This window comes from Streptomyces sp. MB09-02B (genome assembly GCF_033794485.1).
Lineage (GTDB): Bacteria > Actinomycetota > Actinomycetes > Streptomycetales > Streptomycetaceae > Streptomyces.
Genome location: NZ_JARGEE010000036.1, coordinates 1 through 15,786, shown reverse-complemented (window position 1 = coordinate 15,786; position 15,786 = coordinate 1). Strand labels below are relative to the sequence as shown.

The following is a 15,786-nucleotide window of genomic DNA, read 5'->3' as shown; positions in this document are numbered from 1 at the left end:
CGCGTACTCCGGTCTCCTGGGCGACAGCGTCCAGCCCCCCGGGAGACCGGGCCTCCCGGGGGGACGTGTATCAGGCCGATACTCAGCAACCGCACCAGGAGCAGCAGCAGGAGCACAGGATGGCCTGCGCCTCGTTCTCGTCCGCCTCGACGGTGAGGAGCTCGTCCTCGGTCAGGGCGTCCAGCTCCAGCAGGTCATCGGCCAGCAGGTCGGCGACGGGCATGGTGCCTCCTTCGACAAGGGATATTCCGACGGATGGGGAATGCATCCGCGGGCCGCCCGAAGTCCGGGCGACGGTCGCCATGCTGTCCGGGGAGCATCCCGAATTCTTCCGCCGCCCCGCTGGTTTCTCGCTCCCCGCACGAGTAGGAAGCCGGCCCTCCGTCTCCCATCCGGGTGTGAGACGCGGGCTCACCTTCCCGCTATTGCGGCAATGGGCGGAGCCCGCGCATACCGAACGGGCAGAATCCTTTGCTACGTTGCCGGTCCGATGACAGTTCTGCCCGTCCGGAAACACAGGTGGTTCGATGTCCCATATCGCCTTCTTCAACATTCCTGGAACCGGTCACGTCAATCCGACGGCGGGGATCGTCGCGGAACTCGTGGCGCGCGGCCATCGCGTCAGCTACGCGGTCACCGCACGCCAGGGCGCGGAGGTCGAGGAGGCCGGCGCCACGCTGGTGCCGTACGAGTCGACCATGCGGCAGACCCGGAACGCGATGAACGACCTGGAGAGCGTCGACCGGTTCACCACGGGCGACTTCGTACAGGTGCTGCGGGGCCTGGTGCGGGAGACCGAGGCGGTGTACCCGAGGCTCGCCGAGGCGTTCGCCGGTGACCGTCCGGACGTGCTGGTCCACGACGGACTGTCCGGGTGGACGGGCCGCCTCCTCGCGCACAGTTGGGGGATACCGGCCGTGCGGAGCATTCCCACGCTGGCCGCGAACGAGCACTGGTCGCTTGGTACGGACGGGGAGTACGCGACCTTCGAGCCGGAGCACGCCGGACTGAACGCCGTCTACGGGGAGATCGCCACCATGCTGGCGGACCTCGGAGTGGGCCTGAGCGCCCAGGAGTTCTTCGGGAGCAGCGAGTCGGGTCCGGCGCTGGTGTTCATCCCGCGCGAGTTCCAGTTCCGGGGCGAGACGTTCGGCGACGACTTCCACTTCGTCGGGCCTTGTTGGTCGGAGCGCCGGTTCGACGGGGAGTGGAGTCGGCGGGCGGGTGGTGAACGGCCTTTGGTGTTGGTGTCGTTGGGGACGATTCACAACGATGATCTGGGGTTCTTCCAGAAGTGTGTGGATGCCTTTGCCGGGTTGCCGTGGGATGTGGTGATGGCGGTGGGGGACCGGGTCGATCCCGCGCGGTTGGCGGGGGTGCCTGGGCATGTGGAGGTGCGGGCGCATGTGCCGCAGCTTCGGGTGTTGCGTGAGGCGGATCTGTTCGTGACGCATGCCGGGATGGGCAGTGTGATGGAGTCGCTGTCGTTCGGGGTGCCGATGGTGGCGATTCCGCAGATGAGTGAGCAGCGGGCGAACGCGGACCGGGTGGCGGAGCTGGGGCTCGGGGTGATGCTGCACCGGACCGAGGTGACGGCCGACAGTCTGCGGCAGGCGGCGCTTGGGGTGCTGTCCGACTCCTCGTTCGGGGGTCGGGTGCAGGACATGCGCGGGCACATCCAGCGGGCCGGCGGAGCCCTCGCAGCGGCCGACGCCATCGAATCCGTGCTGGTGCGGGCAGAGGTGGGACGGTGAGTGATCTCCGCCAGGCCGGTAGTCCCCGTCCGGCGCACATCGCGTTCTTCGCTCTGCCCGGACACGGCCATGTGAACCCGGCGCTCGGTGTCGCAGAGGAGCTGACGCGGCGCGGGCACCGGGTGAGCTTCGCGACGACCGACCGGTTCGCCGCCGCCGTGGCCGGGACCGGGGCGACGCCGCTGCTCTACGAGTCCACCATGGACGGGCTGCCGGCCGACGACAGCGCCGGGGACCGTTCGGACCGGTTCGGCAGCGCCGATCTCGCGAAGGTGCTGCGCGATCTGCTGCGCGAGACCGTGGCCGTACTCGGACCGCTGGACCGCGCGTTCGCGACGGACCGGCCCGATCTGGTGGTGTACGACGACCCGTCCGGGTGGGCGGCCCGGCTGGCCGCGGCACGACGGGGCATCACGGCGCTGCCGTACCGGACCACCTTCGCGGCGAGCGCTGACTGGTCGCTGGCCAGTGACCGGACCGAGGTCGATCCGCTGCATCCGGAGATCGTGCGCGTCTTCCACGGTGTCGCCAAGCTGCTGGACCGGGTGCGGGTCCCCCTCGGGCCCAAGGAGTTGATGACCGGGAGCGAGTCGGGTCCGGCGCTGGTGTTCATCCCGCGCGAGTTCCAGTTCCGGGGCGAGACGTTCGGCGACGACTTCCACTTCGTCGGGCCTTGTTGGTCGGAGCGCCGGTTCGACGGGGAGTGGAGTCGGCGGGCGGGTGGTGAACGGCCTTTGGTGTTGGTGTCGTTGGGGACGATTCACAACGATGATCTGGGGTTCTTCCAGAAGTGTGTGGATGCCTTTGCCGGGTTGCCGTGGGATGTGGTGATGGCGGTGGGGGACCGGGTCGATCCCGCGCGGTTGGCGGGGGTGCCTGGGCATGTGGAGGTGCGGGCGCATGTGCCGCAGCTTCGGGTGTTGCGTGAGGCGGATCTGTTCGTGACGCATGCCGGGATGGGCAGTGTGATGGAGTCGCTGTCGTTCGGGGTGCCGATGGTGGCGATTCCGCAGATGAGTGAGCAGCGGGCGAACGCGGACCGGGTGGCGGAGCTGGGGCTCGGGGTGATGCTGCACCGGACCGAGGTGACGGCCGACAGTCTGCGGCAGGCGGCGCTTGGGGTGCTGTCCGACTCCTCGTTCGGGGGTCGGGTGCAGGACATGCGCGGGCACATCCAGCGGGCCGGCGGAGCCCTCGCAGCGGCCGACGCCATCGAGTCCCTGCTGGACTCCCGGTGACCCCGCCGACCGAGATCGACACGCCCGCCTTCTTCGCCGATCAGCACGCCTACTACTCCCGGCTGCGCGAGAGCCCCGGCCCCCGGCTCGTGCGCAACCCGCAGGGCCTCGACTACTGGCTGATCACCCGGCACGCCGACGCCAGGGCCGTGCTGCTCGACCCCCGGTTCTCCAAGGACCCCCGGCTCGCAGAAGAGGCGCTCAGTTCCGCCGGGTACGGCGTCTCCGGCGCCGACAGCTTCTTCCTGCCCCTGGTCAACAGCGACCCTCCGGATCACACCCGGCTACGGCGGCTGATCTCGGGTGCGTTCACTCCGCGCCGGGTGGAGGAGCTGCGGCCACGAGTCGAACGGCTCACCCGGGAACTCCTCGACGCGGTCCCGGATGAGGACGCCGTCGACCTGATGACGGCGCTGGCCTTCCCGCTGCCGGTCCTGGTGATCAGCGAGCTGCTCGGGGTGCCGCACCGCAGCCGTGGCGCGCTGCTGACCTGGGCCACCCGGATGCTCACCATCTCCGGCAACGGATCGGGGCCCGCGGAGCGCACCCGCAGACTGCACCGCTGGTTCGCCTCCCTCGTGGCCGCGAAGCGCGCCCACGTCCGCACCGATCTGCTCCAGGAGGAGCAGCCCGACCTGCTCGCGGCCCTCGTGGTGGCGCACGACCGGGGACAGCGCCTCGACGACGAGGAACTCGTCGGCCTGCTGGTGCTGTTGCTCGTGGCGGGCCATGAGACGACGACGGGGATGATCGGCAACGCGGTCGAGGCCCTGCTGCGCCATCCCGACCAGCTCGCGCTGTTGCGCGACCGTCCTGAGCTGCTGCCCTCCGCGGTGGACGAACTCCTGCGTTACGAAGCGTCGTTGGCGCGGACCACGCTGCGGGTGGCACGGGAGGACGTGCGGGTCGCCGGTACCGTCATCCCGGCGGGCAGCGTCGTCAGCGTGGCGCTCTCGGCGGCCAACCGGGACCCGGAGGTCTTCCCCGAGCCCGACCGGCTGGACCTCACCCGGGCCCGCGGCCCCCATCTCTCCTTCGGCCACGGCATCCACTTCTGCCTGGGCGCGCCGCTCGCCCGGCTCCAGACGGAGACCGTCCTCGCCGTACTGCTCGACCGCTGCCCGGAGCTGGCCGCGGCCGATCCGAGCGCGCCCCCGCTGTGGCGCCCCGTCGGGGACATGCGCGGGCTGCTGACGCTGCCGGTGCGGTTGCGCCCCGCCGCCCGAACCCGACCGTAAGTCTTCGTCGCGAGGAGAACCCGTGCCCCCACCCCCGCTCGACGCCCCCGCGATCGAGGTGCGCGCCCTGCGCAAGGCGTTCGGGGCGACGCCCGCCCTGGGCGGAATCGACCTCACCGTCGCACCCGGAACTGTCTGCGGACTGCTCGGGCCCAACGGCGCGGGGAAGACCACGCTGGTCCGGATCCTGGCGACCCTGTCCCTCCCGGACGGCGGAACCGCCCGCGTGGCCGGGCACGATGTCGTCCGGCACCCCGCCCGGGTGCGCGGCAGCGTCGCGCTGACCGGGCAGTACGCCTCGGTGGACGAGGTGATCAGCGGGCGGGACAACCTGGAGATGTTCGCCCGGCTGTACCGGATGCGCGGAGCCGCCGCACGGCGACGGGCCGAGGAGCTGCTGGAGCGGTTCGGGCTGACGGACGCGGCCCAGCGGCCGGTGCGCACCTACTCCGGCGGGATGCGCCGGCGGCTCGACCTCGCGGTCGGGCTAGTCGTCCCGCCCGCGGTGATGTTCCTCGACGAGCCCACGACCGGCCTCGATCCACAGAGCCGGGGTGGTCTGTGGGAGAGCGTGCGGGAGCTGGTCCGGGCCGGGACGACCGTGCTGCTGACCACGCAGTACCTGGACGAGGCCGACCATCTCGCCGACCGGATCGCCGTGCTGAACGACCCGGACGGCACCGGCGGCCGGGTCGTCGCCGAGGGCACCCCCTTCGAGCTGAAGTCCGCGCTCGACGGCGAGTCCATCGACCTCACCGTCCGCCACGCCGGACAGCGCGGCCGGGCCGCCGAGATCCTGGCCCGAGCCGGCGGCCGGGATCCCGGCGCCGGCGACGACCCCCGCCGGGTCACCCTGGCCCTCGGCGCGGACGCGGCGCCCGGCACGGCCGTGCTCGCCACGGTACTGCGCGAACTGGAGGCCGCCGACATCGCCGTAGCGGATCTCGCCCTGCGGCGGCCCACGCTGGACGAGGTGTTCCTGAACCTCATGCGCCGGCCGGACCGGGACCGGGAGCCTGTGTGAACACGCCCTGTTCGCCTACCACTTGGCACACCGCCGACGAACCCCAGCTGTCCCGGCTGCGCTGGTGCGCCGGGGACGCGGCGACGGTCGCCCGGCGCTATCTCCTGCACCTGCGCAGCGCCCCGGAGCGGGCCGTGATGGCCTTGGTGATCCCGCTGCTCTTCACCCTGCTGTTCGTCTACGTGCTCGGCAGCAACATGCGGCCGCCCGGCGGTGGTTCGTACGTCGACTTCCTGGTGCCCGGCATGCTCGCGCAGATGGCGGTGTTCGGCATCGCCGCCAGCGCGGCCGTGGTGGCCGAGGACAAGGAGCGGGGGATCACCGACCGCTTCCACTCGCTGCCCATGAGCCGCACGGGCGTGCCCGTCGGGCAGTCGCTCGCCGAGTGCCTCGGCGGGGTCATCACCCTGGTGCTGATGGCGGGTTGTGGGCTGCTGGTCGGCTGGCGCCCGACCGGGGTCGTGGCGGGGCTCGCCCTGCTGCTCCTCGCCCGCTACGCCTTCAGCTGGCTGGGGATGTGGATCGGCCTGGTCATGCCCTCCCGATCGGCGACCGACCTGGTCGGCATGCTGATGTTCCCGCTCACCATGATCTCCAACATCTTCGTCCCCACCGAAGGGTTGCCCACGGGGCTGCGGCTGCTCGCCGACTGGAACCCGGTGAGCGCGGTCGTGTCGGCCGTACGGGAGCTGTTCGGCAACCCCGTCGCCGCACCCGCCGACGCCGCCTGGCCGATCGCGCACCCGATCGCCGCCACGCTCGGCTGGTCCCTGCTGCTGCTCGTGGTCTTCGGCCCGCTCACGGTCGCCGCGTTCCGCGCACCCAGGCACTGAGCACCCGGACGCACCGAACATCGAAAGGAGCCTCGTGAAAGCCCTCGTGCTGGCGGGCGGCGCGGGCACGCGACTGCGCCCGATCACCCACACCTCCGCCAAACAACTCGTCCCCATCGCCAACAAGCCCGTCCTCTTCTACGGCCTTGAAGCCATCGCCGACGCCGGGATCAAGGACGTCGGGGTGATCGTCGGCGACACCGCCGCCGAGATCCGGCGGGCCGTCGGCGACGGTTCCGTCTTCGGGCTGCGGGTGACCTACCTTCCGCAGCCCCGGCCCCTCGGCCTCGCCCACGCCGTACTGATCGCCCGGGACTTCCTCGGTGACGACGACTTCCTGATGTACCTCGGCGACAACTTCATCGTCGGCGGCATCGGCGCGCTGCTCGACGAGTTCCAGTCGCACCGCCCGGACGCCCAGCTCCTGCTGACCCGGGTCCCCGACCCCAGTGCCTACGGCGTCGCGACGCTCTCCGCCGACGGACGCGTCACGGACCTGCGGGAGAAGCCGGAGCGGCCCGCGAGCGATCTGGCCATCGTCGGCGCCTATCTGTTCACCCCCGCCGTCCACGCGGCCGTCCGCGCCATCGCCCCTTCCGAGCGGGGCGAGCTGGAGATCACCGACGCGCTGCGGCTGATGCTCGCGCAGGGCCGGGACATCCGCCCGACCGTCATCACCGGGTACTGGAAGGACACCGGCACCGTCGCCGACATGCTGGAGGCCAACCGCAGTGTCCTGGAGTTGCTCGAACCCGCCGTCGAGGGCAGCGTCAGCGTCGACAGCGAACTCGTCGGCCGGGTCAGGGTGTGCGCGGGAGCGGTCGTGCGGGGTTCCCGGATCGTGGGCCCGGCGCTGATCGGCGCCGGATCGGCCATCGTCAACTCCTATGTGGGACCGTCCACTTCGATCGCCGAGAACTGCCGGATCGAGGACAGCGAGATCGAGTTCTCCATCGTGCTGAGCGAAGCGACCATCACCGGAGTGCGCCGGATCGACGCCTCCCTCATCGGCTGCCACGTCCAGGTCGCGCCCGCGCCCCGCGTGTCCACCTCGCACCGGCTGGTGCTCGGTGACCACAGCACCGTGCGGATCGCCTCATGACGCACTACCTCGTCACCGGAGCGGCCGGGTTCATCGGCTCGCATTTCGTCCGCGACCTCCTCGGACCCGCCGGTCCCCCGGACGTCGAGGTCACCGTCCTCGACGCGCTGACCTACGCCGGGGACCCGGCCAACCTTGCGCGGGTACTCGGCGATCCACGGCTGCGGTTCGTGCAGGGGGACATCACCGACGCCGCACTCGTCGAGAAGCTGCCGACGCCCGGCTCGGTGGTGGTCAACTTCGCCGCCGAAAGCCACGTCGACCGCTCCATCGCCGCCGCCGGGACCTTCGTGCACACCAATGTGCTCGGTACCCAGACCCTGCTGGACGCGGCCCTCGCCGCCGGTGCCCGGTGCTTCCTCCAGGTGTCGACGGACGAGGTATACGGCTCCATCGACGCGGGTTCCTGGACCGAGGAGGCCCCCGTCCGGCCCAACTCCCCCTACGCCGCCACGAAGGCCGCCGCCGATCTGCTCGCCCTGTCCTACGCCCGCACCCACGGGCTGGACGTGCGGATCACGCGGTGCGGCAACAACTACGGTCCGGGCCAGTACCCGGAGAAGCTGATCCCCCGCTTCGTTACCCTGCTGCTGGCCGGGCGGCCGGTGCCGTTGTACGGCGACGGCGGCAACGTCCGGGACTGGCTGCACGTGTCCGACCACTGCCGGGCCGTCCGGCTGGTCCTGGACCGCGGCACGCCCGGCGAGGTCTACAACGTCGGCGGCGGCACCCAGCTGACCAACCGCGAGCTGACCGGGCTGCTCCTGGACGCCTGCGGTGCCGGCTGGGACGCGGTGCGCCCGGTCGAGGACCGCAAGGGGCATGACCGCCGCTACTGCGTCGACGACAGCAAGCTGCGGCGCCTCGGCCACCGGCCCCGAGTCCCCTTCGAACAGGGCCTTGCGGAGACCGTCGACTGGTACCGCCGGCTCATCGAACACCCCGCGAGAAGGAAGTGACCCGTGCGTGTCCTGTTCGCCGCCTTTCCCGTCGCGGCCCGTGCCTTCCCGGTGCCCCCGCTCGCCTGGGCGCTCCAGAACGCGGGCCACGAGGTGCGCGTCGCCACTCACCCGGACCTGGTGCGCGGGGTGACCGAGGCGGGACTCGCGGCCGTCCCGGTGGGACTGGGCGAGGACCTCGCCGCGCTGACCGACCTCAGCCGCAACCCCGCCCTGGCCGGCCACCCCGGGGGCGGACTGCACATCGACCCGGGGGACTGCCCCGACTGGGGCGCCCAGTGGTACCGGACCACCCGCGCCTTCGCGGCCCTGCGCCCCCTGCTGGAGGAGTTGACCGGCACCGTCGTCCGCTGGCGGCCCGACCTGGTGCTGTGGGACCCCTTCTGCCTCCCGGCCGCCGTCGCCGCCCGCGTGGGCGGCGCCGCCCACGCCCGGCTGCTGTGGGGCCGCGACAACATCGCCTGGCTGCACGGGCGTGCGGCGCGCTACCGGGACCAGGCCCCCGGCGGCGGCTTCCCGGAGCCGCTGGAGGAGACCATGCAGCAGCTCCTCGAACCCTACGGACTGCCCTACGCCGACGAACTGGCCCTCGGCCAGTGGACCGTCGACCCCATGCCGCCTGGGATGCGGCTGTCCGCTCCGGGCGTCCGGTACGAGAACGTGCGCTGGGTGCCGTACGGCGGTGGCGGCAGCGTCCCGGAGCGGCTGCGCGGCCGGCCGCTGCGACCGCGGGTCTGGGTGGCGGGGGAGGAGTTCGCGGACGCCCTGCGGGAGCTGGACATTGAGCTGGTCGGCCCGCTGGACGTCCCCTGGGCGCGGCTTCTCCCGAGCTGCTCGGCGGTCGTCCACCACGGCGGTGCCGAGGTCTTCGCGTCGGCCGCCGCGGCGGGCGTGCCCCAGTTGATCGTGCCGGAGCCGGCCTGGGACGAGGAGGCGGCGGCCGTACAGCTCGTACGTAAAGGCGCCGGAGTCGCCCTCCAGCGAGGGGAGTCGAGCCCCGAGTCGCTGCGGGCGGCTCTGCGGTCGGTTCTCCAGGACTGCCGGGAGGGCGCTGCCGTCTGGCGCGACGAGCTGGCGCGGCTTCCGGGGCCCGCCGAACTCGTCCCGGTGCTGGAGAAGCTGACCCGCCATCACCAGCGGATCTGAGACCCCGGCCCCCACACCAGTGGGAGACCGGGCCCGCCCGCGTCTTCTCGGCGGAGGCAGGAATGCAGACTGCCGACGGACGACCGGGGCGGGGGCCCGCTGACACGATCGACCTCACGACTCGCCCGGGGCGCGCACGCCCGACCAGCAGAACGCGGAGTCCTCCACCATGCAGAGCACGATCGCGGCCATGCGCCCGCGGATGAGAACCGGCGTCTTCTTCACCCCCGCCCCCGAAGGGGACGGTGTGCTGCTGACCAAGGGCAGCGACATCGTCACCTTCCAGGGCGCCTCGACCTACGCGTGGCTGGAGAAACTGTCCCCGCACCTCGACGGCAGACACAGCGTCGGCGACCTCACCGCGAGCATGCGGCCCGCGACCCGGCAGATGGTCGAGCGGCTCGTCGGCGCGCTGCACGAGGCCGGACTGGTCCGCGATGTCGGCGAGGACGAGGAACACACCCTGTCCGAGGTCGAGTTGGAGGCGTACGCCACCGAGATCGCCTTCGTCGAGTCGTTCCGCTCCTCGCCCGCGCTGCGCTTCCAGCGGTACCGCCGTACCCGGCTCCTGGTCCTCGGCGCGGGCGCGGTGCTCTCCGCCACCGTGGAGGGCGCCCTGCTCACGGGCGTGGCCCGGGTCTCGGCCCTGACCACCGGTGGGGAGGAGCCGGGGGTGGGCGTGCGGCTCAAGGAACTCGCCGACGAGGCCCGGGACCGTGCGGTGGAACAGCACCTGGACCACGGATCGCTGGACGTCACTGACACGGCGGCGCTGCGGCACGCGGTCGAGGCCGCCGACCTTGTCCTGTACGCGGCCGACCGCACCGGTCCCGGGCACCTCACGGCCGTCGACCTCGCCTGCGCGGAACTCGGCCGGACCCTGATCGCCGTGACCCTCCTCGGCGAGGAGGCGTGGATCGGGCCGGTGTGCCCGGCGGACCGCCCCGCGATGCGCTGGGAGAGGTTGTGGCGGAGACTGGGCAGTCCGGTGGCGGAGACACGAAGCGACCTGCTCACCGGCCCCGTCCCGGGCATCGTCGCCAACCACCTGGTGTTCCGCGCCTTCGAGCACGTCACCGGGGTCGCGGAGGAGGACACCCCGGCGGCCGGTGCCGTCCGCGTCGACCTGGAGACGCTTCAGACCTCCGTCCACCGGCTCGCCGAAGCGCCGGACGCTTCCAACGGCGGCGAACTCGCCGAACGGGTAGGTGCGTTGACCGATGAGTGGCTCGGGGTGCTGGGGCCGGTGTCCGAGGGGCACTACGAGCAGTTCCCACTGCGGGTCGTCCGCGTCGCAGTCGCCGACCCCGGGCGCCCCGGGGAGTCCTTCCCGGTGTGGGGCGCGGGGGCCGACTTCGCGCAGGCCCAGGACGCCGCGCTGCGGCACGGACTCGCCGCGTACGCCGTCCGCGCGGGCGCGCTGTCGGCGGACGGCCCGGTGACCGGGTTCGCGGCGGCGGACGGCACGGTCAGGGACGTGCCGGCGGACGAGGTGTTCGGGCATCTCCCCGTCGGCACGGGCGCTGGTGCGACACGGGACGACGCCGTGGAGCGGGCGCTGCTGGACCATCTCGTGCGACGGGTGCCGACGGAGCGGCAGGAGCCGGTGGCACTCGCCGACCTCCGACTCGACGACTCCGCAGGCCGGTTCCGCGATCTGCTGCTCACCACAGGCGAGGAACTGTCGGCGTATGCGCTCCGGGCTCCCGCCGGGGTCACCGCCTACGCCTTCCGTCTCGGTGACGCGGAGACCGGGCTGACCGAGCGCGGGGCCGGCTTCACCCCCGCCGAGGCCGCCGCGTCCGGCCTGGGGCGCCTGCTGCTGGCCCACCAGTCCCACGCGCATGACCAGACCGAGTACGCGCCCTCGCCCGAAGTCTCCCTGTGGGCCCCGCCCGAGGGCGCCGACGGAGAACGGCACCGCCCGCTCGTCGAGGCCCTGCGCGCCGACGGACTCGAACCCGTCGTCGTACCGCTGGACCAGGACCCGGCCGTGCACGCTGTACTGCCGCATCTCGTCCGGGTGGTGCTGCTCGATGCGTGAGCACCCCACCGGCCCGGTCGCCCTGCTCGGCGACGGCGGACTGCTCGACCGGGCCACCGCCACCGTCCTGGCCCGCTCCTTCCCGCTGGTACGGCTGGACCGCGGCGCGCTCGCCGACGTGCTCGGCTCCTGCGCCGCTGTCCTGGTGGCCTCGGACTCCGCCGACATGACAGGCTACGCCGAGATCCGCAAGGCCGCGGAGGCGGCCGGGGTCCCCTGGATCCCGCTGAACACCGGGGCGGACGCGATCCATGTCGGACCCGTCGTCGGGGACGCCTGCCCGACCTGCGCCGACTGGCGCCGCCGCCTCGCCCGCGACAAGGCCCAGCACCACGAGACCCTGCGCGCCCGCCACGGCACCGCCCTGTCCACCCGGCTCACGCCGCTGCGCACCCGGATGGCGGCGGCCGTGGCGGCCGAACTCGCCGTCGGCCTCCTCCGGTCGACCCTGACCGGCGGACCCCTGCCGCAGGACGCCGCCGATCGCGCGGGCACCGCCGAGGGCCGCCGGCCGGGCGACCGGTTCCTCCGCGTCGAACTCGCCTCGCTCGCCGTCAGCTCCCACCGCTACCTGCCGTACACGCTCTGCGCGGACTGCGGCGGTCTGCCGCCCGACGGTCCCGAGGCGGCACGGATCGCCCCGGCCGCCCGCCCCAAGCCCGCGCCCGATGTCTTCCGGGTGCAGAACGTTGTGGCGCGCGAACAGGAGTTGTACGACATCTACGTGGACCGGGCCGCTGGTGTCGTGCCGTCCGTGGACGACGAGCGAGGCGGGCCGCTGCCGCGCGCGGTGGCCCCGCTCAGCTCCCTGCGCGGCAACAGCTCGCAGCACGGGTGGGGCCGTACGACCGACTACCGCACCTCCCGGATCACCGCCGTGCTGGAGGCACTGGAGCGGTTCGGCGGGGAGCAGCCGCGGGGGCGGCGCACCACGGTCACGGCGAGCAGGCGGGAGCTAGGGGAAAGCGCCCTGGACCCGCACCTCTTCGGGCTCTACCCCGATGACCGCCACGACCTGCCCGGCTTCCCCTACATCCGGTACCACGAGGACCTGGTGATGCCCTGGGTGTGGGGCTGGTCCTTCGCCCGCGCCGAGCCGGTGCTGGTCCCGGAGCGGTATGCCTACTACGCGGCGCACAGCCACGACGACCCGCGTTTCGTCTACGAGATCTCCAACGGCTGCGCCATGGGCGGCTGTCTGGAGGAGGCCGTCCTGTGCGGGCTGCTGGAGGTGGCCGAACGGGACGCCTTCCTGATGACCTGGTACGGGCGGATGCCGATCCCGCGCGTCGACCCGGACTCAGCGCGGGACCGCTCGATCCCCATGATGATCGAGCATCTGCGCCACCGGACGGGGTACGAGGTCCGCCTCTACTCGGCCACCCTGGAACAGGGCGTCCCGTGCTTCTGGGCGGTCGGTCTCGACACGCTCGGCGACGCGGGCAGACCGCGCGTCCTGTGCGCGGGCGGCTCCGCGCTGCTGGCCGAGAAGGCCGTCGTCAACGTCCTGCACGAGACGGCACATCTGCTGGAGCACGCCAAGATCTACGACGTGGCGGAGCGGGAACGCGCCGCACGCATGGTGCGCGACCCGTCCCTGGTAAAGGTGATGGGCGACCACTCCGTGCTCTACAGCCACGAGGACGCCTTCGACCGGTTCGACTTCCTGCTGGGAGAGCGCGAGGCACGGCCGTTCGCGAGCTTCGAGGAGCGGTGGGGGTGGCCCGCGCACACCGATCTGCGGGCGGACCTGGAGGAGATGCTCCGCCGCTATCTGGACCGGGGCCTGGACGTCGTGGTCGTGGACCAGACGACCCCGGAACACCGGGCGGGCGGCTTCGCCTGCGTCAAGGTGATGGTGCCGGGCACCCTGCCGATGACGTTCGGGCACCAGAACCGGCGGGTCGACGGAATCCCGCGGCTGCTGACCGTGCCGTACGAACTCGGCTACCGCGACCGTGTGCTGACGCCCGAGGACATCAACCCCCACCCCCACCCGTTCCCGTGAGGACCCCGCGGATGACTGCCGTCGAAGGGGTCGACCGGGCCCCCGAGCCGCCCGGCGCACGGTACTGGCACCGGTCCCTGCACGACTACGCCGACCTGATCGGGCGGGGGCCGGGCGGCAGGGAGGGCGCGCCAGAGGAACCGGAGCGGTTCACTCGCCACGGCTCGCTGCCCCGGTATCCGCTGCCTTCGCCGCCCCAGACGCTCGGCACGCTGAGCCGGGCCCTCGGCGACGGCACCGGGAGCCCGCCCGCGCCGAGCGCCGACCTCCACTCCGCGCTGCTCCACTACACCTGCGGTGTCCTGCGCACCGAGTTCGGCCCCACCGCCCGCTGGCCCTACCACCGGGCCGCCCCCTCCGCCCGCTGCTTCGCGCCGGTGGAGATGTACCTGTGGACGCCGGGCCACGACGGACTGCCCACGGGAGTCTACGCCTACGACCCCGCGCACCACGCCCTCGTCCTGCTGCGGGCCGGCGACTTCCGATCCCTGCTCGGCGCGGCGCTCGGCACGGACCTCGGGGGTGCGGTGGGCGTGCTGCTGCTGTCCACGGTCTTCTGGCGCACGGCGTTCCGGTACGGGGCGTACGCGTACCGGCTGTGCGCGCAGGAGACGGGTCTGGTGGCCGGCAACGCGCTCATGGTCGCGGGCGCGCTCGGTGTGCAAGGACACGTGCGGCACCAGTTCCTCGACGGGCCGCTGGAGCGGCTGATCGGGGTCTCGCGTCCGGAGGAGAGTGTGGCCGCGGTGGTGCCGTTGTACGCGGGGCGCAGGGGCCCTGACCTGGCGTCCCGCGAGGCGGAGGTGGCGTTGACGCCGCTGCCCGGTCGTCCCGCCACCGGTGTCGGCGCGCTCGCCGACCTCGTCGAGCTGGACACCGCCGCCCGCCTCAACGACACGGCGTCCTTCGCCCGGCTGCCCCACGAGGAGCACGCGCCCGCCGCGCCCGCCCCGGCCGGGGAACTCGCCGACTGTCTGCGCGGACGCACCTCGGGCGCACCGGCGTTCCACCCGAAGCCGCGGCCGGTGCCGGTGGCGGCCGTGCTCGACGCGGTCCTGCCCGCCTTCACGCCGTACGGGTCCGACGCCGTGCCGGAGGGTTCCGCGCCGCCCGTGCGGGCGCACCTGTGGGCGGTCGATGTGACCGGGGCCGAGGACGGAGTGCACGAGGTGACCGCACACGGTCTACGGCACCTCGGTCCCGCGCAGGCCGCCGGCCTCGGTCTGGAGGCGGCCAATATCGACTACCGCACGGTGAACGCCGTCGTCTTCCTGTCGGTGCCCGCCCGCCGAGGCCAAGTGGCCTTCGGCGACCGGGGGTTCCGGGTGTTGCACCACGAGGCGGGCGTCGTCGCGCAGCGGCTGTGCGTGCTGAGCGCCCGGTCCGGGCTCGCCGCGCGGATCCACAACGGCTACGCCGCCGGACCGCTCGCCCACGCGCTGCGTCTGCCGCCGGGCCACGAGCCGGTGTTCCAGATCGCCCTCGGCACCCCCGGCGCCGACGAGCGCTATCTGATGTCCGTCCCGCACTGGAGGGCCACATGACGTCCTCGACAGCCTCGGCCGCCCTGGTGTACTTCGACTCCGGCCACCAGCCGCCGGACGCTCTGCCCGCGGCCGACCCGCTCCGGCTTCCGCCGGTCCACAAGCGTTACCCGACGGCGCGCCGTCGGCCGTTGCCGGACCGACCGGATCCCCGGGACGCGGAACCGCTCCGGCGTCTGTCCTGGCTGCTGCACCGGGCGGGCGGACTGACCCGGATGCGCTGGATGAGCGGCATCATGCCGCTCGGCCTCGGCAGTCCCGCCGCCCGCCGGAGGCTCCTGTCACCCGGTCGTACCGCCGCCGCCTCCGGCTCCCGCTACCCCGTGGAGTTCTACCTCGCGCATCCCGCCCTGGACGGTCTCCCCGCCGGACTCTCCCACTACGACCCGGTCCACCACGCCCTGGAGCACCTGCGCGCGGACGACGGACGTCACCTGGTCACGCCCCTGCTCGCCGAACCGCCGGCGCGGGAACCGGAGTTTGTCCTGCTGCTGGGCAGCGTGCTGTGGCGCAACATGGCCAAGTACGGAGTCTTCGGCTACCGCCTCCAGAGCCTCGACGTGGGGGTGGCGGCCGCGCAGACGGTGGCCGCGGCCGAGGCGACGGGCCTGACGGCGACCGTCCATCTGCGCTACGAGGACGCCGCGTTGGACGAACTGCTCGGCCTCTCCTCCTTCGCGGAGAGCGTGTTCGCGGTGATCACCCTGCACCGGCCGGACGCACCCGCAGCGGCGCCTTCCACACGCCGCCACGCCGAGGTGCCCGCCGCCGAGCCCGACCCGATGCCCATCACCGAGATCCCCGCCCTGGCCGAGGCCACCGCCCTGCACGCCGCCATCCGACGCGCCGCACCGGGGGACTTCGGCGACCGCCCGGCCCCCTGGCCGCTCCCCGAC

General features: G+C 72.8%; 13 protein-coding genes. 12 read left to right on the top strand and 1 reads right to left on the bottom strand.

From position 1 onward, the window contains the following. Positions 1 to 82: 82 nt before the first annotated feature. Positions 83 to 223, bottom strand: coding sequence for a hypothetical protein (locus P1P70_RS08175; protein WP_159045587.1), 141 nt, complete (start codon positions 221 to 223; stop codon positions 83 to 85). Positions 224 to 527: 304 nt separating this feature from the next. On the opposite strand from P1P70_RS08175, the gene P1P70_RS08170 reads away from it, so the two are divergent. From P1P70_RS08170 to P1P70_RS08115, 12 genes are all read left to right on the top strand, one after another. Further along, positions 528 to 1,754 (top strand): macrolide family glycosyltransferase, encoded by a 1,227-nt coding sequence (locus P1P70_RS08170; RefSeq protein WP_319235817.1) that lies wholly within the window; start codon positions 528 to 530, stop codon positions 1,752 to 1,754. Then, the gene (locus P1P70_RS08165; RefSeq protein ID WP_319235815.1) at positions 1,751 to 2,992 is read left to right on the top strand and encodes a macrolide family glycosyltransferase; all 1,242 of its coding nucleotides are present in this window, start codon (positions 1,751 to 1,753) and stop codon (positions 2,990 to 2,992) included. The genes P1P70_RS08170 and P1P70_RS08165 overlap by 4 nt, the downstream gene beginning before the upstream one ends. After that, complete coding sequence (locus P1P70_RS08160) at positions 2,989 to 4,230, top strand: cytochrome P450 (RefSeq protein ID WP_319235813.1); 1,242 nt, start codon at positions 2,989 to 2,991, stop codon at positions 4,228 to 4,230. The genes P1P70_RS08165 and P1P70_RS08160 overlap by 4 nt, the downstream gene beginning before the upstream one ends. 22 nt (positions 4,231 to 4,252) lie before the next feature. Next, positions 4,253 to 5,254, top strand: a complete 1,002-nt coding sequence (locus tag P1P70_RS08155; protein WP_319235812.1) for an ATP-binding cassette domain-containing protein — start codon at positions 4,253 to 4,255, stop codon at positions 5,252 to 5,254. Then, complete coding sequence (locus tag P1P70_RS08150; RefSeq protein WP_319235810.1) at positions 5,251 to 6,087, top strand: ABC transporter permease; 837 nt, start codon at positions 5,251 to 5,253, stop codon at positions 6,085 to 6,087. Before P1P70_RS08155 ends, P1P70_RS08150 begins: the two co-directional genes overlap by 4 nt. A 34-nt stretch (positions 6,088 to 6,121) precedes the next feature. After that, positions 6,122 to 7,189 carry a glucose-1-phosphate thymidylyltransferase gene (locus tag P1P70_RS08145; protein ID WP_319235808.1) on the top strand — a complete coding sequence of 356 codons (1,068 nt, stop codon included), beginning with the start codon at positions 6,122 to 6,124 and terminating at the stop codon, positions 7,187 to 7,189. Then, complete coding sequence (rfbB, locus tag P1P70_RS08140) at positions 7,186 to 8,148, top strand: dTDP-glucose 4,6-dehydratase (RefSeq protein ID WP_319235806.1); 963 nt, start codon at positions 7,186 to 7,188, stop codon at positions 8,146 to 8,148. The genes P1P70_RS08145 and rfbB overlap by 4 nt, the downstream gene beginning before the upstream one ends. Before the next feature lie 3 nt (positions 8,149 to 8,151). Further along, positions 8,152 to 9,294 carry a nucleotide disphospho-sugar-binding domain-containing protein gene (locus P1P70_RS08135; RefSeq protein ID WP_319235805.1) on the top strand — a complete coding sequence of 381 codons (1,143 nt, stop codon included), beginning with the start codon at positions 8,152 to 8,154 and terminating at the stop codon, positions 9,292 to 9,294. A 169-nt stretch (positions 9,295 to 9,463) separates the two neighbouring features. Then, positions 9,464 to 11,338, top strand: coding sequence for a hypothetical protein (locus tag P1P70_RS08130; RefSeq protein ID WP_319235803.1), 1,875 nt, complete (start codon positions 9,464 to 9,466; stop codon positions 11,336 to 11,338). Further along, the gene (locus P1P70_RS08125; protein WP_319235802.1) at positions 11,331 to 13,346 is read left to right on the top strand and encodes a TOMM precursor leader peptide-binding protein; all 2,016 of its coding nucleotides are present in this window, start codon (positions 11,331 to 11,333) and stop codon (positions 13,344 to 13,346) included. Before P1P70_RS08130 ends, P1P70_RS08125 begins: the two co-directional genes overlap by 8 nt. Positions 13,347 to 13,357: 11 nt before the next feature. Beyond that, positions 13,358 to 14,890, top strand: coding sequence for a SagB family peptide dehydrogenase (locus P1P70_RS08120; RefSeq protein ID WP_319235800.1), 1,533 nt, complete (start codon positions 13,358 to 13,360; stop codon positions 14,888 to 14,890). Further along, on the top strand, positions 14,887 to 15,786 hold a 900-nt coding region (locus P1P70_RS08115; RefSeq protein ID WP_319235798.1), incomplete at its 3' end, for a SagB/ThcOx family dehydrogenase. The genes P1P70_RS08120 and P1P70_RS08115, both read left to right, overlap by 4 nt.

Excerpts from the sequence above, each read along its gene's own strand:
- P1P70_RS08125 (WP_319235802.1), top strand. The coding sequence starts at position 11,331 with ATGCGTGAGCACCCCACCGGCCCGGTCGCCCTGCTCGGCGACGGCGGA.
- rfbB (WP_319235806.1), top strand. The coding sequence starts at position 7,186 with ATGACGCACTACCTCGTCACCGGAGCGGCCGGGTTCATCGGCTCGCAT.
- P1P70_RS08175 (WP_159045587.1), bottom strand. The coding sequence starts at position 223 with ATGCCCGTCGCCGACCTGCTGGCCGATGACCTGCTGGAGCTGGACGCC.
- P1P70_RS08170 (WP_319235817.1), top strand. The coding sequence starts at position 528 with ATGTCCCATATCGCCTTCTTCAACATTCCTGGAACCGGTCACGTCAAT.
- P1P70_RS08120 (WP_319235800.1), top strand. The coding sequence starts at position 13,358 with ATGACTGCCGTCGAAGGGGTCGACCGGGCCCCCGAGCCGCCCGGCGCA.
- P1P70_RS08130 (WP_319235803.1), top strand. The coding sequence starts at position 9,464 with ATGCAGAGCACGATCGCGGCCATGCGCCCGCGGATGAGAACCGGCGTC.